This window comes from Ramlibacter sp. bp-362, from assembly GCF_054956735.1.
Genome location: NZ_JBUDXE010000022.1, coordinates 24,864 through 43,287 on the forward strand (window position 1 = coordinate 24,864; position 18,424 = coordinate 43,287).

Sequence of the window (18,424 nt, forward strand, 5' to 3'; positions counted from 1 at the left end):
CTCTTAAAGGCGCGCCTGCTTCTCGTTGGCCAGGAACCAGCGGTAGCTGTCCTGCAGGCCTTCGCGCAGCGCGATGGTGGCCGACCACCCCAGCTTCTTCAGCTTGCTCACGTCCATCAGCTTGCGGGCCGTTCCATCGGGCTTGCTGGGGTCGAACTGCACCTGGCCCCGGAAGCCGACGACGTCGGCGATGGTTTCCGCCAGTTCCCGGATGGTGCAGTCCACGCCCGTGCCCACGTTGATGTGCGACAGCATGGGTTGCGTGTGCTCGGCGTACACCTCGGGCGGCAGTTCCATCACGTGCACCGACGCGGCGGCCATGTCGTCCACGTGCAGGAACTCGCGCATGGGCGTGCCGGTGCCCCAGATGGTGACCACCGGCTGGCCCGCTTCCTTCGCCTCGTGGAAGCGCCGGATCAGCGCCGGGATCACGTGGCTGTTCTCCGGATGGAAGTTGTCGTTGGGCCCGTACAGGTTGGTGGGCATCACGCTGCGGTAGTCGCGCCCGTACTGGCGGTTGTAGCTCTCGCACAGCTTGATGCCCGCGATCTTGGCAACCGCGTAGGGCTCGTTGGTGGGCTCCAGCACGCCGGTCAGCAGGGCGTCCTCGCGCATGGGCTGTTCCACGGCGCGCGGGTAGATGCAGGACGATCCGAGCAGCAGCAGCTTCTGCACGCCGGCCTGGTGGGCGGCGTGGATCACGTTGCACTCGATCATCAGGTTCTCGTAGATGAACTGCGCGGGATAGGTGTTGTTGGCATGGATGCCGCCCACCTTCGCCGCGGCGACGTACACCTGGGCGATGTCGTGCTGGCGGAAGAAGGCTTCCACCTCGGCCTGCCGCGTCAGGTCCACTTCCGCGTGCGTGGCCGTCAGGATGCCGGTGCGGCCTTTCGCCTGCAGCTGGCGGACGATCGCCGAGCCGACCATCCCGCGATGGCCGGCCACGAAGATGGCGCTCACGAGCCGTTCTCCACCGACACGGGCACGTCGTAGCCGTGGGCGCGCAGCAGGGCGTGGCGCTTGGCTTCGGCCAGGTCCGAGGCCACCATTTCGGCGCACATCTGCTGCACCGTGATCTCGGGCGTCCACCCCAGCTCGCGCCGCGCGCGGCTCGGGTCGCCCAGCAGGGTCTCCACTTCCGTGGGGCGGAAGTAGCGCGGGTCCACGGCCACGATCACGTCACCCACCTTCAGGGCGGGCGCGTCGCTGCCGGTGATGGCCTCGACGATGCCCTTTTCCTCCACGCCCTTGCCTTCGAAGCGGATGCGCAGGCCCAGGTTCTCCGCCGACAGCCGGATGAAGTCGCGCACCGAGATCTGCGTGCCGGTGGCGATCACGAAGTCCTGCGGTTTCTCCTGCTGCAGCATCATCCACTGCATGCGCACGTAGTCCTTGGCGTGGCCCCAGTCGCGCAGGGCGTCCATGTTGCCCATGAAGAGGCACTTCTCCACGCCCTGGGCGATGTTCGACAGGCCGCGCGTGATCTTGCGCGTGACGAAGGTTTCGCCGCGGCGCGGCGACTCGTGGTTGAAGAGGATGCCGTTGCAGGCGTACATGCCGTAGGCCTCGCGGTAGTTCACCGTGATCCAATAGGCGTAGAGCTTCGCCACCGCATAGGGCGAGCGGGGATAGAAGGGCGTGGTCTCCTTCTGCGGCGTCTCCTGCACCAGGCCGTACAGCTCGGAGGTGGAGGCTTGGTAGAAGCGAGTCTTCTTGTCCAGCCCGAGGAAGCGGATGGCTTCCAGCAGCCGCAGCGTGCCCATGGCATCGACGTCCGCCGTGTACTCCGGTGCCTCGAAGCTCACGGCCACGTGCGACTGCGCGCCGAGGTTGTAGACCTCGTCGGGCTGCACCTGCTGCAGGATGCGCGTCAGGTTCGAGGTGTCCGTCAGGTCGCCGTAGTGCAGGATGAAGCGCTTGTTGTCGACGTGCGGGTCCTGGTAGATGTGGTCGATGCGCGCGGTGTTGAACAGGGACGCCCGGCGCTTGATGCCATGGACTTCGTAGCTCTTGTCCAGCAGGAATTCGGCGAGATAGGAGCCGTCCTGGCCCGTGATGCCGGTGATGAGTGCGCGTTTGGTCATTTGCTTGTCCGTTTCAGGGATCCCAGGTACTCGCTGAACGCCGGCCCGACCTCCGGATGCCGCAGCGCGAAGTCCACCGTCGCCTCCAGGAAGCCCTCCTTGCTGCCGCAGTCGTAGCGCCTGCCTTCGTAGCGGTACGCATGCACGCCTTCGGTGGCGATCAGTTGCGCGATGCCGTCGGTGAGCTGGATCTCGCCGCCGCTGCCGCGCTCCTGCGTGCGGATCCGGTCGAAGACCGCGGGCGTGAGCACGTAGCGGCCGGCCACGCCCAGGCGCGAAGGCGCCTGCTCGGGCGCGGGCTTCTCCACCATCTGCCGGACCTTCACGAGGCGCTGGCCCACGGCGTCGCCCGCGACGATGCCATAGCGCTTCACGTGCGGCAAGGGCACTTCCTGCACGGCGAGCACGGAGGTCTGCACTTCCTTGAAGGTCTCCACCATCTGCGTCAGCACGCCCGGGCCGCCGTCGGGGCCGGTCATCAGGTCGTCGGCCAGCAGCACGGCGAAAGGGTCGTTGCCCACGATGTGGGCCGCGCACAGCACGGCATGGCCCAGGCCCAGCGAGCGCGGCTGGCGCACGTAGGAGCACTCCATGTCCTTGGGCGCCAGCGAATGCACCAGGTCCAGCAGCTCGGTCTTGCCCGCGTGCTCCAGCTCCGTCTCGAGCTCGTAGGCGGTGTCGAAGTGGTCTTCGATCGCGCGCTTGTTGCGGCCGGTGACGAAGATCATGTGCCGGATGCCGGCTTCGTAGGCCTCCTCCACCGCGTACTGGATCAGGGGCTTGTCCACCACCGGCAGCATCTCCTTGGGCTGCGCCTTGGTGGCCGGGAGGAAGCGGGTGCCGAGGCCCGCGACGGGGAAAACGGCCTTGTCGATGCGCGCGTACTTCTTCATGTCCTGTCCCTGCAACAACTGGTTTCAAGTGTGCCACAGGGTCGCGCGCGCACGAACAAAGGCCCGCAGCCTTGAGGGCTGCGGGCCTTGTTGCATGCTTTTCGTGCGCCCTTATCTGCGAATCAGTAGCGCCACTGCAACCCCAGGCTCGTGCGCACGTCGCGCGAGTCGCCCACGGGCGTGCGCAGGTCGTAGATGTCCCAGCCGAAGGCGGCCGACGCGCTGCGCGAGAAGTCCCAGCTCAGGCCCACGCCATAGGTCAGGCCGCCCTCGGTGCCCAGGCCCGCGAGCGTGGGCGTGCGGCCGAAGCTGGTGCCCACGCGGCCGTACACGCCCAGGTCGTAGGGCAGGCCCGCGCGGCCGACCAGGCGCACGCTGGATCCGCGTGGCAGCAGGTCCAGCGAAGGCGCGAGGCCCGGGAGGGCGGCGCTGTCGCCCGTCGTGATCTGCAGGCCCAGGGGCGTGGAGCCGGCGTGCCATCGCAGCGTGCCGTACGACTGCGCGGCGGCCATGCCGGAAGCCGTCATGCCGATCGCCAGGACCAGGAGTGTGCGCTGCAACCACATGGCGGGCTCCTCACGACTCGTTGCGCCTGCGACCACTTTGCGCACCGGCTGAGGCAGCGCGTGTAGGACAAATCTCACCGCGCGTGTAGGAGCCGCGGCTCAGGCGTCAGTCGACCTTGGCGCCCGAGGCCTTCACCACTTTTTCGTACTTGGCGAGTTCGGCGCGCATGAACCGGCCGAATTCCTCCGGCGTGGTGGGCACGGGCTCCGCCAGCAGGCTGGCGAAGCGGGCCTTCGCTTCCGGCGAACGCAGCGCCGCCACGAAGGCCTGGTTCATCTTCTGGATGGTCTCGGGCGGCGTGCCGGCCGGGGCGACCAGGCCCCACCACGTGTCGATGGAGAAGCCGGGCAGGGTGTCGGCCACGGGCGGCACGTCCGGCAGGCTGGGCGAACGCTGCAGGGTGGTGACGGCCAGCGCCTTCAGCTTGCCGGCGCGGATGTTCGGGGCGGCGGTGGCGAGGTTGTCGAAGTTGAAATCGACCTGGCCCGAGAGCAGCGCGAGCTGCGCGGGGTTGCCGCCGTTGTACGGGATGTGCACGGCGAAGACGCCGGCATCGCGCTTGAACATCTCGCCGGCCAGGTGGCCGGCGCTGCCGTTGCCGCCGCTGCCGTAATTGAGCTTCGCGGGGTTGGCCTTGGCGTAGGCGATCAGGTCGCGCACGCTGTTGATGTTCAGGCGCTTCGCCGTCTCGGCGTTCATCACCAGCACGTTGGGCACGCGCACCATCTGCGTGATGGGGGCGAAGTCCTTGACCGGGTCGAAGGGCAGCTTCGAGAAGAGCCACGGGTTGATCGCCTGCGTGGCCACGGCGGCCACGCCGATGGTCAGGCCGTCGGGCGCGGCCTTGGCGATGGCGTCCACGCCGATGTTGCCGCCGCCGCCGGGCCGGTTCTCGATGATCACCGTGCCCAGGCTGTCCTTCACGCGCTCGGCCAGCACGCGGGCCGTGGTGTCGATCGGGCCGCCGGCCCCGTAGGGGACGATCAGGCGGATCGGCCGGCCTTGCGCCAGGGCGGCGGGAGCGGCCACCACGGCGGCCGCGCTGAGGGAGGAGAGGAGGATGTGTCGGCGTTTCATGCCCGCATTTTCGCCGACCGGCCGTGTACGCCTTAATGCCGCATGTCGAAGAGGCCGTTCCACCAGCGGCTGCGCTTGCGCTCCACCTCGGGAAGCGGCGGCACCTTCGAGGGCGGGTCGTTGCGCAGCATGCATTCCTGCCGCCCGCGCACGAGCAGCTGCGCCTCCTCGCGGCCGAGCATGCGCTCGGCGATGTCGCGCGCCTTGGACATCACGGGCGAGCGCCGGCCGTTGGAGTGCGCGTCGGTCGCCAGGATGTGCGTGAGGCCTTCGCCGAGGAAGCGCTCGCCCCAGTACTTCGCGCGGGCGCCGAAGGTGCCCGTGAGCGATGCGGCCGTCACCTGCATCCATGCGCCCTGCTTCACGAGCTCGGCGAACACGGGGTAGTGGTCCTCGACCCAGGTGAGCCGCTCCGGGTGCGTGATCACCGGCACGTAGCCTTCCACCACCAGCCGGAACACCGATTCGGCGAAGTGCGGCGGCGCGACGTGGTGCGCCGGCTCCAGCAGCAGGTAGCGCGTGTGGTGCAGGCAGGGCACCGAGCCGGCCCGCAGGCCGTCGAGCAGCCCGGGCACCAGGTGCACGTCGGCGCCGATGGTCAGCTGCAGCGGGATGCCGTGCTCGTCGAGCGCCGCCTGCAGCGCGTCGCGCGCGGCGGTGATGCCCGCCGTGTCGTTCATGTACAGGCCGGGGTAGATGTGCGGCGTGCAGGCGGTCATGGTGATGCCGTCGTCCACCGCCATGCGCGCCATCGCGAGCGACATCTCGAGGCTGCGCGAGCCGTCGTCGATGCCGGGGAGGATGTGGCAGTGCAGGTCGATCATTGGGAAGCCTGCTCGCTTTCGGGGCGCTCCAGCGGCCGCAGGTACGCACCCGCGAGCAGGGCCGCGACGATGGCGTTCGCCGGGATGTGCATGTTGAACTCCACGACCGAGTGCAGGAGGAAGCCGAGCAGGCCCACGCCGCACAGCGCGCTGGCCATTTCGTCGCGGCGCAGGCGGCCGTGCTTGCGCGCGGAGCGCACGAGTTGCACGGCGCGGGTGGCGGCCAGGCCGGTGAAGGCGAGTGCAAGCAGCACGGCGAAGATGCCGCCTTCGAAGAGGAGTTGGGCGTAGTCCTGGTGGGCGTAGATCGCGACGCCGACGATGCTGGCCGGCTGGAAGCGCGGGTACACGCCCGCGTACGTGCCCCAGCCCGCGCCCCAGGGCCAGAACTCCGCGGCGGCCTCGAAGCTGCTGGCCGCGAGCAGGCTGCGCACGGATGCCGCATCGCTCACGGACTCTTCGGTGAAGCGCGATGCGACGAAGTCGAAGCCGACCAGTGCCACGGCCGCGACGACGGCGGCGCCGGCCATGAACAGTCCGCCCCGCCAGGAGCGCGCGCGGCGGCCTTCGGTGACCGCGATGGCGAATGCGCACATGGCGGCGGGCAGCCCCGCGAGCGCGGCGCCGCGCGAGCGCGACATGAGGATGCCCGTGACGAGCACCAGCGCACCGGCGCTCCACAGCGCCACCGCGCGCGCATGCGAAGCTTCGGTGCGATCCCAGGCGCGGCGGCGATTGCCGAGGAAGGTCCACGCGAGCCAGATGTAGGCGGCCAGCGCCATCGCCAGGTAGTTCGCGAAGTGGTTCGGGTTCGCGAAGGTCCCGAACGGGCGGCCGCCCTGGCCACCGAAATAGAAGGACGACGCGGAGCCTCCGGCGACCTGCAGCAAACCCATCGCCACCTGCAGGAACGCGAGTGCGACGAGCGCGGCCAGCACCGTCTTGAGTTGAGGGAGTCGCAGCAAGATGCCCGCGAGGAACGCGGCCGCGATCGGGATGCCCGCCAGCAGCGACGCCGCGGTGGCGTCCGGCACGAGCGACAGGGGAAGCGCGTGGATCCCCGAGAGGCCGGCCGCGGAGAGCAGTTCGGGATAGATGCCCCGGCCGGGCGTGGACTCCCAGAGTCCCATCGGGACCGGAAGCAGGTACACGATGGACAGCCACAGCGGGCTGGACACCAGGAATGCGATGGCGAGCGTGCGCACCGACACGCGCACGGCGGGCCGCTGCGCGTTCGCGAGCAGGGCGACGAGGAACGCGAGCGCCGCGCCTTCGAGCACGATCAACGCGACGTTCCGGTTGCCACCGCGCATGAGGGGCGATACCGCCAGCAGGAACAGCAAGGCAGAAACAGCCACGGGGCCGACGGGCCCCGTGTCTTGCGTGGCGAACTCGCCGGTGATGCGCTCAGCGCGCACTGAGTTCCCTGTCGTTGTCGTCATCCTCGTTCAGGGTGTGGATCACGCCCGCGGCGATGGCGGCGGCGCCCAGCGCCACGGCACCATTGATGACGCCAGGTGCGGGACCGACGGGCCCCGTGGCCGCGACCGGCACGACCGGTTGCACGGCGGCTGCGAGTTGCTGGCACGACATGCTTTGCAGCACCGTGACGCCATGGCCGGCGGGAACGGTGACGGTGCAACCGCTGTTCAGGCGCAGCGTGACGGAGCCACGCGACGTCGTGACGAAGCGCATTCCGTTCGTGATCGCGGTGCCGGGCGTGACGGTCACGCCGGTGGCGCCTTGCGTCGCGGTGACGACGCCTTGCACGTTCGAGACGGTGCCCAGTGGCGCCTGCGCGAACGCGGTTCCGGCGAGGACAATGGGCAAGGCAACAAGCAGTTTGTTCAAGGTCATGGAGGTGCTCCGCAGGGTGAAGGGCCGGTGCAATATAGCACCGCGTTTGCGCGCGGTGGTGTGGATTTTTCAAGGAGAAGATACGGATGGCGTGAGAGTGAAACCATCGAATGCAACGCGTCCCTTGATGCCTGTTTTCGCTTCGTACTGGACAGCAGTTTCGAGCTGGACACTCACGACCGCGCCGCAGTCCGGCGGCACGGTGAAGTCGAACGCGACGGGCTTCCACACGCCGCCGGTGTCGGTCAACGCATCGGAGCGTCCGGCGAGTGCGCGGCGGCCGCCCATGCACTGCGCGACCCATGCGAGGCCTTCTTCCGAACGCATCTTCGTCGCGCGGTACTGGCCTTCCAGGTGGTAGGTTCCGGGCGCCACGAAGACGTACTGGCGAATCACCGGCAACTTGAAGCTGCGGCCCGTGAACTCCAGGCCCACCACGAGGCCGCGTCGTGCGACCGCCTCCTGTCGGAACACCACGCCGGCACGGCTGCGCGGCACCTTCGCGAACTCCCAGTCGAAACCGTCGGGCTGGAAGGGCTTGTCGAAATTCCCGTTGTACAGCAGCGGAACCTGCTGCTTCTGCTGCGCGAGCCACAGGCCGTAGGCATCGAGCCACGCACCGGTTTCCTTCAGCTTGCGCATGTAGTTGCGGCGCGGGGCATCGGGCAGTCCGCCGCCTTTTTCGACCGCTTCCGCGACGAGCGAGAGGACGTCGCCGGGCGGCACCTTCAGCGCATAGCTGGCCGAGAGGACCTGCGGCAGCCACTTGCCCGAGTGCGCGAGGTAGGGCCGCAGCAGTTGCATGCCTTCGTCGGAAGTGGCGAGTTGCGCGAGCACTGCGGCCGCGTCGGGCGAGGAGCGGTGACGCAGGATCTCGACGAGCAGCGCGACGCCTTCGGACAGCTGCCCCGACTCGAGCGCCTGCGCGGCCTGCAGGCGCGCGACGTTGTGGTTGTGCGGCGCCACGACCACGGCCGCGTGCAGCACGCCATCGTCGCGCTGCGGGTTCGTGACGAGCAGGCGCGTCCACGCCGTCGAATCGCCCGGGTTGCGCGCGATGCGCTCGCGCAATGCCGCGCTCAGCACCTGGGGATCATCGGGTGCGGCCGGGCACAGCGGCAGGTAGGGCGTGTCCATCTCCGTGCACGCGTTGCGCAGGTGCACGGCCACCGCGGTGGAGAAGAGGGCCGCGGCCGCGGCCGCTCCGCCGAGCGTGAGCAACCAGCGCCCGATCGGGAGGGAAGTCTTGTCTGCGCTCAATCCGGGGCCCCGCTCAATGAAGTGAGGCGGACCTTGCCGCCGCGTGATGCGAATTCCGCGCGGACGAGCAGGCGCTGTCCGCGCGCGCCGATGGTGGGTTCGCCCGCGTGCAGCCACACGCGGCCGGTGACCAGCAGCACGCCGTCGTGCGGCTCGCCCTTGAACTCGACCTGCGCGAGCCGCACGGGGCGCGCGCCGCGCACCAGCTGGTCGTACTGGCGCGAGAGCGCCTGGGCGCCCGGCGCCTGGCGCGCGTCGCGCTCCAGCAGCAGGAGCACCTGGTCGGCGCTGCCGCTTTCCAGCCTTTGCAGCAATTGCGTGAGCAGCGGCTGCGCGTCGCTGAGCGTGGGGCTGGGGACGGCGGCGGCGACCGGTGCGGCGACGGTGACGGTGGCAGGCGCGGAAACGGGCGCCGGCGCGGCGACGGGAGCGCGTGCGGTGACGACGACGGGTGCTACGGCCGGCGGTGGCGCGGGCGCAGGCGCGGGAGCAGGCGCGGGCGCGGGCGCGGGCGCGGATGCTGCAGCCGTGACCTGCGCGCGTGGTGGCGTGGTCGCTCGCGCCGGCGCCGGAGGCGTCGGCTGCGCAACCGCTGCGGGCACTGGCGGCGGCGCCGGCGCGAGCGCAGGCGCTGGTGCGGGAGCCGGGGCGGGAGCTGGCGCGAGAGCGACGGCAGGCGCCGCGGCAGGAGCGAGCGCGGGGGCCGGTGCAGGGGCAGGTGCAGCAGCCGGCGGCGCAGCGGGTGCAGGAGGCACGACCTGCTGCACCGTCGCCACGCGCTCCGGCGTCGCCGGCGCGGCCGGAATCCGCGCGCGCTGCACCAGGTGTTCGGGCTCCTGCGTGGGCAGCAGGATCAGCACGCCGGCCGCCGTGAGCGCCGCGCCGGCGGCCCAGGCGGCCTTCCTGCTGATGCGCAGGGGCCGCGCGGGCGCCGCCTTGACGTGAGGCCGAAGCCGCGGGCGCGGCTGCCATGCCGCGCGCCTTGGCTTCGGCGCGGGAGCCGGCTGCACGCGCTTGGCATCCAGCGCGGCGCGCTGGTCGTCGTATTCGCGGCGCAGCACCGGCGAGGAAAGGACTTCATACGCGCGGTTCACGCGCATCGCCGCGTCGGGCGGCCACGGGTTCGCGCCCGCGGTGGCGAAATCGGGGTGCGTCAGGCGCATGAGCAGCCGGTAGCGTTCCTTCAGCTCGGCGGCACTCGCGCCGGCGGACAGGCCCAGCACGCCATAGTGGTCGGCTCCGGGATGGAGCAGGGCCGCGCGCACGAAGAAGATCGCTGCCTCCTGCAGGCGGTCGGCATCGGCGCCATCCGCATGCGGGCCGCGCCCCGCGGCGATCTGCAGGATCTCGCGCATCGACGCGAACAGGGCCGCGGGCTGGCGCAGCGAGAGCTGGTACTTGCCCGGCGCGCTGAAATAGTCCAGGAGCGCGCCATGCAGTGACGCGACGGAGGGGCTTGCCGACCCTGCGTCCCTCATGGCGGCCCGGGGCTACGTCGCCCGCGTCAGCGCGGGGTTGGCGTCGTCCGCGCCGTAGCCGTAATAGGAGCCGTAATCCTCCGGCAGCGCATGCTGCAGCGTCTGCGTGAGCACCACGCCACGCGGCACCAGGCCGCCCTGGCGCAGGCGCCGCAGCGCGCTCTTGATCTGCGCCTTGCGGGTGCTGCTCGCCTGCACGACGTACAGCACGTTCTGCAGCTGGTTGCCCAGCACCACGGCGTCGGCCAGGCCGAGCATCGGCGGCGCATCGACGATCACGTAGTCGATGCCCAGCGCGGCGGTGATGTTGAGCAGCAGCAGCAGCTTCGGGCCCGTGAGCAGGTCCACCGGGTTCGGCGGCACCGGGCCGGCCGTGAGCACCGACAGGTTGGGGATCGCCGTCGGCGTGATCATCTTGTCGCCGCGGTTGTCGCTGGACAGCAGGTTCGACAGGCCGAAGTCGTTGGACATCCCCAGCAGCTTGTGGATGGTGGGGTTGCGCATGTCGGCGTCGATCAGCAGCACGCGCTGGCCCATCTGCGCGAAGTTGATCGCGAGGGCGAGCGACGTCGTGCTCTTGCCTTCGTTGCGCGTGGTGCTGGTCACCACCAGCCGCTTGGGCGCGCCTTCGGCCGTGGAGAACTGCAGCGCCGTGCGCACGGAGCGGTAGGCTTCCGCCACCGTGGAGCGCGGGTCGTCGTGGACTTCCATCGCGACCGGCTTGGTGTTGGAGCGCTTGCGGTTGATCTTGGGGATGACGCCCATGAGCGGCAGCCCCAGGATGCGCTCGACCTCGTCCGGGTACTTGATGGAATCGTCCATCACTTCCAGCGTGACGACGATGGCGGCCCCGAGCAGCATGCCCGCCACGATCCCCACGAGCAGGTTGGTCAGCAGGTTGGGCTTGAACGGGAACAGCGAGGGTTCGGCGGCGTCGACGACCGAGACGTTGTTGGTGACGATGTTGCCCGAGACGCCGAGCTCCTTGAAGCGTTGCAGCAGGTTGTCGTAGAGCTGGCGGTTGGTGTCCACCTCCCGCTTCAGGAGGTTCATGTCGATGCTCTGCTCCTGCGTGTTGAGCACCTCCCTGCGCGTCTGGCTCACCTTCTGGCGCAGCGCGTTTTCCTCGGCGACCGCGGCGTCGCGCGCGGCCTTCAGGCTGCCGGCGACGTTGGCGATCTCGCGGTTGATCTGGTCCTGGATTTCCGCGATCTGCGCCTTCAGCTGCAGCATCTTCGGGAACTCGGGCTTGTAGGTGCGCAGGTTCTCCTGGTACTCGATCTGCAGCCTGGCGCGGCGCTCCTTGTAGGCCTGGATGGTCTTGTTCTCCACCACAGCCGTCGACGCTTCCGGGTTGCGCTTCATTTCCTCGTACACGGATTCGGCGCGGATGCGCTCCTGCTCCGCCTTGGCGAGCGCCGTGGCGAAGTCGGTGTAGGTCATGCTGACCGCGCTGGTCTTGTCGTCGAGCGTCAGGATCTTCTTGGACTGCGCGTAGCTGTTGAGCCGGCGCTCCGACTCCTCCAGGCGCGCCTTCATCTGCTTGATCTGGTCTTCCAGGAAGTTCTTCGCGTAGGAGGAGGCTTCGACCCGCCGCTCGATGCCCATCGCGATGAAGGCCTGCACCGTCGCGTTGGCGATGCGCGCCGCCAGCGCCGGATTGGTGTTCTCGACATGGACCTTGACCAGCCGCGAACTGCGCACCGGTTCGATGGTGAGCGATTCGAGGAAACGCTTGACGACGGCTTCGCGCCCGAGGACCTCCTGGCTGCTGGTGCTGGGGCTCGTCATCTTCCGGTAGCCGGCGATGAGGCGATCGAGGTAATCGGGCTTCGCGTCCTCGCCCTCGGCCTCGCCTTCCTGGCCCAGGCCGGAAGCATCGGACGCCACCACCGGCGCCGGTTCGGCGGAGGCGGAGCGGTCGAGGCCCAGTTCGTCGATCACGCGCTCGGCGAGCGAGCGGCTCTTGAGGAGCTCCTGCTGCGTGCGCATGGAGATCGCGTCGTCGGTGCCCAGCCGTTCCTGTTCCGGGTCGTTCTCGAAGCGCACCACGCGCGGACTCGCCTTGTCGATCTGCAGCACGACCGTGGAGCGGTAGATGGGCGTGCTGAGGAAGGTGCGCACCGTGGCGGCGATGCACGCCAGGCCGATGACGATGAGCAGCGTCCACTTGTGCTTGAGGATGATGCGGCCGAGGTCGGTCAGCGTGAGCGAGTCGTCCGCCTGCTGTTCTTCCTCCGGCCGCGCGAGCAGGCCCGCTTGCAACTGGTACGGCTGGCGGACCGCCACTTCGTTGGCGGCAGGAGCGCTGAACGCGGATGCGTCGTCGCGCGAGAGTTCGGAAGCGGACATGGTGACTGCGTGCCTTGATCGTTCGCGCCCTCCGGCGAGGCGTTGGAGCTTAGCGCGTAAACACGGAGAACGGGTTGATCGAATCGACGATGTCCCGGAAGATCGAGTCCTTGAACACCGCGCGCGCGGAGTCCCTTTGCACCACGATCAGGTCATCGCCGAGCACGGGCGGATCGGGGTCCTTGCCGGCGCGGATGCGATCCACGTCGAAGGTCGCGACCTGCCGCTGCCCGTTGTCGCCCTGACGGAAGAGCTTGACCTTCTGCGCATCCGCGATCTGGCCGAAGCCGCCGGCGAGCGCGAGCGCGCGCAGCAACGTCATCTGGCCGACGAGCGGATAGATCCCGGGCTTGGCGACGGCGCCGTCCACGGTGATCCGCTCGGTGGTGAACTCCTTGATGAAGACCGACACCTGCGGGTTCTGCAGGTACTTCTCGCCATAGAGGCTGGCGACGTGCGTCTCGATTTCCTGTTGCGTGAGGCCGGCGACCGTCACCGCGCCGATCAGCGGCAGCGTGACGTAGCCCGCGGCATTCACCCGGACCGTTCGCTTGCCGTTCTCGAGGTCGAGCACCTCGATGTCGAGCAGGTCGTTCGGGCCGACGCGGTATTCCTTGCCGATGCTGAAGACGGGCGTCGGCTGCTGCGGGGATTGCGAGGGTTTCGCCGCGTCTTCGGGCGCGGCGCCCAGCGGGCGGAACACGCCGGTGCCTGCCTGGGGCACCTGCGTTGTCGAGCTGACTTCGGTTGCGGACTGGCCCAGGACTGCTGTCGACGCGAGCAGCAACGCGGCCATGAGCACATGGCGATGCGTGTTCGGAGACATGCTTCCCTCCGCGAAAAGAAAGCGGATTCTAGGGAAGTCATCGGGTTTTGAGTGGGCTTTGCGCTCAGGATCCGTGTTTGTCCGCCTCGCTGGTGAACGAGTCGGCAAAAAAACTTTCCGGCGGCAGCTTGCATTGCGCCGCGTACTCCGCGCGCGCGGAGTCCACGACGATGGGCGCGCCGCAGGCGTAGACCTCGTGGCCCGAGAGATCGGGGAAGTCTTCCATCACGGCCTTGTGGACGAAGCCGGTGCGTCCGGTCCAGTTGTCTTCCGGCAATGCGTTGGAGATCACCGGCACGTACTTGAGGCCCGGCAGCTCGGCCATGCGTTCGCGCACCCATGCATCCATGTAGAGGTCGGACGGGCGGCGGCCGCCCCAGTAGAGCGTGGCCTCGCGCTGGATGCCCTTGAACTGCAGGTGCTCGATCAGCGCCTTGATCGGCGCGAAGCCCGTGCCCGAGGCGAGCAGGATCATCGGCTTGTCGGAGTCCTCGCGCAGGTAGAAGCTGCCGAAGGGGCCTTCCACGCGCAGGATCTCCTTCTCCTTCATGGCCGTGAACACGTGGTCGGTGAACTTGCCGCCGGGCATGTGGCGGATGTGCAGTTCGACGCCGGGGCCGTTGTGCGGCGCGTTGGCCATGGAGTAGCTGCGCCGCGCGCCGTCGCGCAGGATGAATTCGATGTACTGGCCCGCGTGGTAGCGCAGCGTGTCGTTGGCCGGCAGCTGCAGCTTCACCACCATGACGTCGTGCGACACCTTCTCGAGCGAGCTCACGCGCGAGGGCATCTTGCGCACCGGGAAGGCGCTCTCGTCGGTGACCTGGCGCGACTCCAGCACGACGTCGGTCTGCGGCACGGCCTGGCAGGTGAGCACCAGGCCGGCGGCCTCTTCCTCCGGCGACAGGGCCTTGCTCTGGTGCGGGCCGTGCACCACGGTGCCTTCGAGCTTCCGGCACTTGCAGGAGCCGCAGGCGCCGTCCTTGCAGCCATAGGGCATGCCGATGCCCTGGCGGATCGCGGCCGCGAGGATGGCTTCGCCCGGCTCCGTCGTGAACGTGCGTCCACTGGGCTGCACGGTGATCTGGAAGGGGCCGGCGCCGGCCGAGGCGGCAGTCATGCTTTGGTTATCCTCTCGAGTTCTCGTTCCAAGCGATTTTGCCTTCAAACCAAAACCCCCTCGGCGCCTTGCCCGGCCGCTTCCGCCGGCTGCGCGTGCTCATCGCCGGCTGCGGCGACGTCGGACTGCGCGTCGCGCGGGCGCTGCCGCCGCGCGTGCGCGTGCTCGCGCTCACCAGCGACCCGCAGCGCGTGCCGCTCCTGCGCGCGCGCGGCATCGTCCCGCTGGTGGGCAACCTCGATGCGCCCGCGACGCTGGCGCGGCTGGCCGCGCTCGGCGAGGCCGTGCTGCACCTCGCGCCGCCGCCCGGCGACCCGCAGGAACAGTGGTGGCGCGACCGGCGCACGCAGGCCCTGCTGCGCGCGCTCGCCCTGCGCACGCCGCCGCGGGCGCTGGTGTATGCCTCCACGAGCGGCGTGTACGGCGACTGCGGGGGAGAGCGGGTGGCGGAGACGCGCCCGCTTTCCCCGCGCACGCCCCGGGCGCAGCGGCGCGCCGATGCGGAGCGGCAGGTGCGCTTCTTTGGCCGCGCGAGCGGCGTGCGCGCCAGCGTGCTGCGCATCCCGGGCATCTACGCGCCCGATCGTCCCGGAGGTACACCGCGCGAGCGGCTGCTGAAGGGCACGCCGGTGCTGGCGCGCGAGGACGACGTCTACACCAACCACGTGCACGCCGACGACCTCGCGCGCGCGCTGATCGCGGCGCTGTGGCGCGGGCGGCCCCAGCGCGCCTACAACGCGAGCGACGACAGCGAACTGAAGATGGGCGACTACTTCGACCTGGCGGCGAACCTCTACGGCCTGCCGCGTCCGCCGCGCGTGGCGCGCAGCGTGGCGCAGGAGCAGTTGCCGCTGATGCTGCTGTCGTTCATGGGGGAGTCGCGGCGTCTCGACAACACGCGCTTGAAGAAGGAGCTTGGCTTGCGCCTTCGCTATCCGACGGTGGACAAGGGCTTGCGCCCGTAGGGGCGGTGGGGTTCGCTGCGCTCACCGCCACCCTACGGGTCGTGAGCTGGGGTTCGCTGCGCTCACCGCCAGCCTACGGATACCTTGCCGCGGATCGTGGTGTACGGGCCTTCGTAGGCTGGCGGTGAGCGCAGCGAACCCCAGCAACGCATTCCACCAACCAGCCTTCGTAGGGTGGCGGTGAGCGCAGCGAACCCCACCGCCCCACCCCCTCACTGCGCCATCGTCGGCGCCGGCGTCACCGCCTCGGCCCGCAACTCCTCGCACCGCTTCGCCAGCGCCTGGTGCAACTGCACGTGCCGCTGCGCGATCGCATCGTCGTACGCCGGCGCGGGCGCGTTCGCCGCGAGCCGTTCGGTGCAGTTGTCGCGCTTGAGGTCGGCGCCCAGCGCCGACACGTAGCGTTCCAGCCGCAGCAGGCTGCTGTTGGAGGAGCGCGCCGTGTAGCGTTCCAGTTCCGACTGCAGCTGCAACCAGCGCGCGGCGGCCGGATCGTTCGGCAGGGCGGGGCTGCCCAGGTCCAGCAGCGAGCGGGCCTGCTGCACCAGCAGCTCGAGACGCACCGCCGTGCGGCTGAAGGCGGGCACCACCGGGCCGGCCTCGCCGGCGCCCAGCAACTGCGCGAGCGGCAGCGGCTCGCCGTGCCACCACGCGAAGTCGCGCGCGGACTGCAGCGGCTGGCGCTCCCACTCCTCCTGCAGCAGCGCGAGCCGGCGCAGCAGCTCGCCGTCGAGCGTGGCGACCAGCCGCTCGCCGAAGCCGGCGCCGCCCGTGTCCTTCAGCACCGCCTGCAGCGCCAGCACCTGCGCGCGGTGCTGCCGGAAGGCCGCCGGGTCCAGCGGCGTGTTCGGCTCCGGCGGCAGCGCCGCCTTCAGCGTGCGATAGGCGCGCTGGTAGATCAGTTCGGACACGCGCGCGTCGATCACGCGCGCGACCGCCGGCTGGGCGCCCGCGGGAAAGACCGGAAGGATCTCGGCGCGCACGCGCTCGCGCTCCTGCGCCAGCGCCCGCGCGTCCTGCAGCACGCGCGAGAGGCTGGGCGTGTCCCGGCCGGCGGCCTGCGCCGCGGCCGCGTCGGCCATGAACGAGGTCTTCAGCAGCGCGTCCAGGCCCTTGCGCAGCGCCGTGCGGTCCGGCGACAGCGCGAAACGCTGCTCCTCGTCGACCCAGACGATGCCCGGGTCGTCGCGCGTGCCGAAGGCGAGCTGGAACTGCCGGCGGAACTCGGCGAAGGCGGCGCCGGACTGCTGCTGCAACTGGTCGAGCGCTTCCGGCCCGAGCAGGCGCGTCTGGGCGATGCGCTTGAGCACCTGCTGGTAGGCGCCGCCCAGTTGCAGCGTGGCCTGCCGCATCCATTCGTTGCGGCCCTTGGCCAGCAGCGCGTCCTGGTCGTCCAGCAGGGCGTGCACCGCGCGATAGCGCTCGAGCGTGCGGTCGAAGGGGCCGGCGCGGGTCGAAGCCTCGAACAGGCCTGCGCTGCGCTCCACCAGCCCCTGCTCCAGCGCGAACAGGTCGTTGGTGTTCAGCAGGCGCGTGTGCAGCGCGCCCATCGCCTTCATCAGCGCGCAGCGCGTCGCCCACTGCAGGCGCGCCTGCATCAGCGCCGGCTGCACGGTGACTTCGTCGCTCGCCTGGAACATGCGCACGGCGCCGGCGAGCCGGCCGGGCAACTGGCGGCCCAGCGTGTACGCGACGAGGCGGCGCAGCTGCTCGGGCTCGCCGCCGCTGTAGTGAAGCGACAGGAAGGACTGCACCGCCTCGTCCAGCTGCTGCACGGAGACGACGTAATCGGCCGCAGCGGCGAACTCGGGCAGGTCCTCGGCCGAGGAGGTGAGGCGCCGCTCCAGGTTCTGCGGCAGCGGCGACTGGCAGTCCACGCCGCCCTGCAGCTCGCCCGAGCCGCGCACCAGCGGCACGCCCGTGAGCCGGCTCGCGCGCGCGTAGAGCTCGCGCCGGACGGTCTCCACCACGATGTCGCTGAACTCGCTTTCCAGGCGGGCCTGCAGTTGTTCCTCCAGCGCGTCGAAGCGGCCCCAGGAGCCGGGGATGAACAGGCTCCAGGCGGCGTCCTGCTGCAGGCGCTCGCTGGCGGAGAGCAGCGCGAGCGCCTTGCGCCGGTACCACTCCGGGTCCACCGACTCGCGGTCGTGCGCGCGGGCGCGGAAGCGCGCGTCGGCATTGAGCTGCACCAGCGTGCGGGTGAGTTCCTGGCGCCAGCCATCGAGCTGCACCGCCGCCACCAGGATGCCGATGCCCCAGGCGGCCAGCAGCGCGCACGCGGCCATCAGCGGCCAGTTGCGCGAGGCGAGGGCCTGCCGCAGGCGTGCCGCCGTCATGGCCGCCCCGTGGTGGCGGCCGGCTGCAGCAGTTCGCGCACGGGCCAGGTCTGCCAGAGCCAGACGAGCTCGGACAGCAGCAGCAGCAGGAGCGCGATGGCCGCGACCTGCAGCCACGGCCACCACCGGGCGAAGCCCGAGGGCCCTTGCTGCGTGCCTGGAGATTCCGCCGTCATGCCCATCCCCCGCTTTCTGCGTCGAGTGCCAAGGCTAAGGACTGCGGCGCGGCTCCCTGTCAGGTTTTATCCGGAGGCGCTGTCGGACGAAGCCGGAGCAGACTGGACAACCCTGGCGGGACCGCCCGCTAGATGCCCGCCGGCGGACGCAGGGTTTTCATGCGGTCCGTCGCCTTCACCGTCACCTGCACGATGTCCGCGCCGTGCAGCACGGTGAGCCGCACCTCGCTCTCGGGGTCGCCCCGCGCCCACAGCTTCTTGTAGAAGCCTTCCAGCGTCTCGACCTTCTCGCCCTGAGCGCGTGCTGCCCGTCTGCTGCATCTCGGCGAGGATCGCGGCCTGCAGTGCCCGCGTCACCGCCTCGAGGTCGCCGCCGCCAGGCGGGTCCGCCGCGTGCACGGGAGCGCTCCAGAGCGCGGCGAAGGCCAGGGCGCCGGCGACGCGGCGCGCCGAGGACAGGAGGGACATGGCGATCCCCAGGAGTTGGGCCGAAAGAATGCGTCAAACGCCGGGGTGCCGCAAGCGTGCGATCCATGCCCGCGCCCGGCCGTCGGCGACGGGGCCCGGCCGGCTTTTCTGCATAATCCGCCGCATCCCATCCAAGGAATC

The 18,424-nt window shown here is 70.0% G+C and carries 16 protein-coding genes; 1 reads left to right on the plus strand and 15 read right to left on the minus strand.

Annotation, left to right across the window (positions count from 1 at the left end; genetic code table 11):
- Nucleotides 1–3: 3 nt before the first annotated feature.
- The 13 genes from fcl to ACY0MJ_RS20950 form a co-directional block, all read right to left on the minus strand.
- Nucleotides 4–963: a GDP-L-fucose synthase gene (gene fcl / locus ACY0MJ_RS20890; RefSeq protein WP_462640481.1), complete on the minus strand. Its 960-nt coding sequence runs from the start codon at nt 961–963 to the stop codon at nt 4–6.
- A complete protein-coding gene (gmd, locus tag ACY0MJ_RS20895; RefSeq protein ID WP_462640482.1) occupies nt 960–2,087 on the minus strand; it encodes a GDP-mannose 4,6-dehydratase in 1,128 nt (375 codons plus the stop codon). The genes fcl and gmd overlap by 4 nt, the downstream gene beginning before the upstream one ends.
- The gene (galU, locus tag ACY0MJ_RS20900; RefSeq protein ID WP_462640483.1) at nt 2,084–2,980 is read right to left on the minus strand and encodes a UTP--glucose-1-phosphate uridylyltransferase GalU; all 897 of its coding nucleotides are present in this window, start codon (nt 2,978–2,980) and stop codon (nt 2,084–2,086) included. The genes gmd and galU overlap by 4 nt, the downstream gene beginning before the upstream one ends.
- Before the next feature lie 122 nt (nt 2,981–3,102).
- The gene (locus ACY0MJ_RS20905; protein ID WP_462640484.1) at nt 3,103–3,546 is read right to left on the minus strand and encodes a hypothetical protein; all 444 of its coding nucleotides are present in this window, start codon (nt 3,544–3,546) and stop codon (nt 3,103–3,105) included.
- Between the two features lie 106 nt (nt 3,547–3,652).
- Entirely contained in the window at nt 3,653–4,624 is a 972-nt protein-coding gene (locus tag ACY0MJ_RS20910; RefSeq protein ID WP_462640485.1) for a Bug family tripartite tricarboxylate transporter substrate binding protein, read from the minus strand.
- 32 nt (nt 4,625–4,656) lie between these two features.
- Entirely contained in the window at nt 4,657–5,448 is a 792-nt protein-coding gene (locus ACY0MJ_RS20915) for a tyrosine-protein phosphatase (RefSeq protein WP_462640486.1), read from the minus strand.
- Nucleotides 5,445–6,866, minus strand: coding sequence for an O-antigen ligase family protein (locus ACY0MJ_RS20920; protein WP_462640487.1), 1,422 nt, complete (start codon nt 6,864–6,866; stop codon nt 5,445–5,447). The genes ACY0MJ_RS20915 and ACY0MJ_RS20920 overlap by 4 nt, the downstream gene beginning before the upstream one ends.
- Nucleotides 6,856–7,305, minus strand: a complete 450-nt coding sequence (locus ACY0MJ_RS20925; protein ID WP_462640488.1) for a FecR family protein — start codon at nt 7,303–7,305, stop codon at nt 6,856–6,858. The genes ACY0MJ_RS20920 and ACY0MJ_RS20925 overlap by 11 nt, the downstream gene beginning before the upstream one ends.
- 69 nt (nt 7,306–7,374) lie before the next feature.
- Nucleotides 7,375–8,565, minus strand: coding sequence for a tetratricopeptide repeat protein (locus tag ACY0MJ_RS20930; RefSeq protein WP_462640489.1), 1,191 nt, complete (start codon nt 8,563–8,565; stop codon nt 7,375–7,377).
- Entirely contained in the window at nt 8,562–10,043 is a 1,482-nt protein-coding gene (locus tag ACY0MJ_RS20935) for a J domain-containing protein (protein WP_462640490.1), read from the minus strand. The genes ACY0MJ_RS20930 and ACY0MJ_RS20935 overlap by 4 nt, the downstream gene beginning before the upstream one ends.
- A 12-nt stretch (nt 10,044–10,055) precedes the next feature.
- Nucleotides 10,056–12,395, minus strand: coding sequence for a GumC family protein (locus tag ACY0MJ_RS20940; protein WP_462640491.1), 2,340 nt, complete (start codon nt 12,393–12,395; stop codon nt 10,056–10,058).
- A 49-nt stretch (nt 12,396–12,444) separates the two neighbouring features.
- On the minus strand, nt 12,445–13,191 hold the full coding sequence (locus ACY0MJ_RS20945) for a polysaccharide biosynthesis/export family protein (RefSeq protein WP_462640492.1): 747 nt from the start codon (nt 13,189–13,191) through the stop codon (nt 12,445–12,447).
- Nucleotides 13,192–13,285: 94 nt separating this feature from the next.
- A complete protein-coding gene (locus ACY0MJ_RS20950) occupies nt 13,286–14,338 on the minus strand; it encodes a CDP-6-deoxy-delta-3,4-glucoseen reductase (RefSeq protein WP_462640493.1) in 1,053 nt (350 codons plus the stop codon).
- Nucleotides 14,339–14,376: 38 nt separating this feature from the next.
- Between ACY0MJ_RS20950 and ACY0MJ_RS20955 the strand changes: the two genes are divergently transcribed.
- Nucleotides 14,377–15,303, plus strand: coding sequence for an SDR family oxidoreductase (locus tag ACY0MJ_RS20955; protein WP_462640494.1), 927 nt, complete (start codon nt 14,377–14,379; stop codon nt 15,301–15,303).
- Nucleotides 15,304–15,515: 212 nt separating this feature from the next.
- Here the strand turns inward: ACY0MJ_RS20955 and ACY0MJ_RS20960 are convergent, their stop codons facing one another.
- Nucleotides 15,516–17,639: a hypothetical protein gene (locus ACY0MJ_RS20960; protein ID WP_462640495.1), complete on the minus strand. Its 2,124-nt coding sequence runs from the start codon at nt 17,637–17,639 to the stop codon at nt 15,516–15,518.
- Nucleotides 17,636–17,815: a hypothetical protein gene (locus tag ACY0MJ_RS20965; protein WP_462640496.1), complete on the minus strand. Its 180-nt coding sequence runs from the start codon at nt 17,813–17,815 to the stop codon at nt 17,636–17,638. Before ACY0MJ_RS20965 ends, ACY0MJ_RS20960 begins: the two co-directional genes overlap by 4 nt.
- Between the last annotated feature and the right edge of the window lie 609 nt (nt 17,816–18,424).

Bases quoted from the DNA above. Each gene is read 5' to 3' on its own strand.
- gmd (WP_462640482.1), bottom strand. From the start codon at position 2,087: ATGACCAAACGCGCACTCATCACCGGCATCACGGGCCAGGACGGCTCC.
- ACY0MJ_RS20950 (WP_462640493.1), bottom strand. From the start codon at position 14,338: ATGACTGCCGCCTCGGCCGGCGCCGGCCCCTTCCAGATCACCGTGCAG.
- ACY0MJ_RS20910 (WP_462640485.1), bottom strand. From the start codon at position 4,624: ATGAAACGCCGACACATCCTCCTCTCCTCCCTCAGCGCGGCCGCCGTG.
- ACY0MJ_RS20915 (WP_462640486.1), bottom strand. From the start codon at position 5,448: ATGATCGACCTGCACTGCCACATCCTCCCCGGCATCGACGACGGCTCG.
- ACY0MJ_RS20965 (WP_462640496.1), bottom strand. From the start codon at position 17,815: ATGACGGCGGAATCTCCAGGCACGCAGCAAGGGCCCTCGGGCTTCGCC.
- ACY0MJ_RS20935 (WP_462640490.1), bottom strand. From the start codon at position 10,043: ATGAGGGACGCAGGGTCGGCAAGCCCCTCCGTCGCGTCACTGCATGGC.
- ACY0MJ_RS20925 (WP_462640488.1), bottom strand. From the start codon at position 7,305: ATGACCTTGAACAAACTGCTTGTTGCCTTGCCCATTGTCCTCGCCGGA.
- ACY0MJ_RS20945 (WP_462640492.1), bottom strand. From the start codon at position 13,191: ATGGCCGCGTTGCTGCTCGCGTCGACAGCAGTCCTGGGCCAGTCCGCA.
- ACY0MJ_RS20940 (WP_462640491.1), bottom strand. From the start codon at position 12,395: ATGTCCGCTTCCGAACTCTCGCGCGACGACGCATCCGCGTTCAGCGCT.
- ACY0MJ_RS20905 (WP_462640484.1), bottom strand. From the start codon at position 3,546: ATGTGGTTGCAGCGCACACTCCTGGTCCTGGCGATCGGCATGACGGCT.
- ACY0MJ_RS20960 (WP_462640495.1), bottom strand. From the start codon at position 17,639: ATGACGGCGGCACGCCTGCGGCAGGCCCTCGCCTCGCGCAACTGGCCG.
- galU (WP_462640483.1), bottom strand. From the start codon at position 2,980: ATGAAGAAGTACGCGCGCATCGACAAGGCCGTTTTCCCCGTCGCGGGC.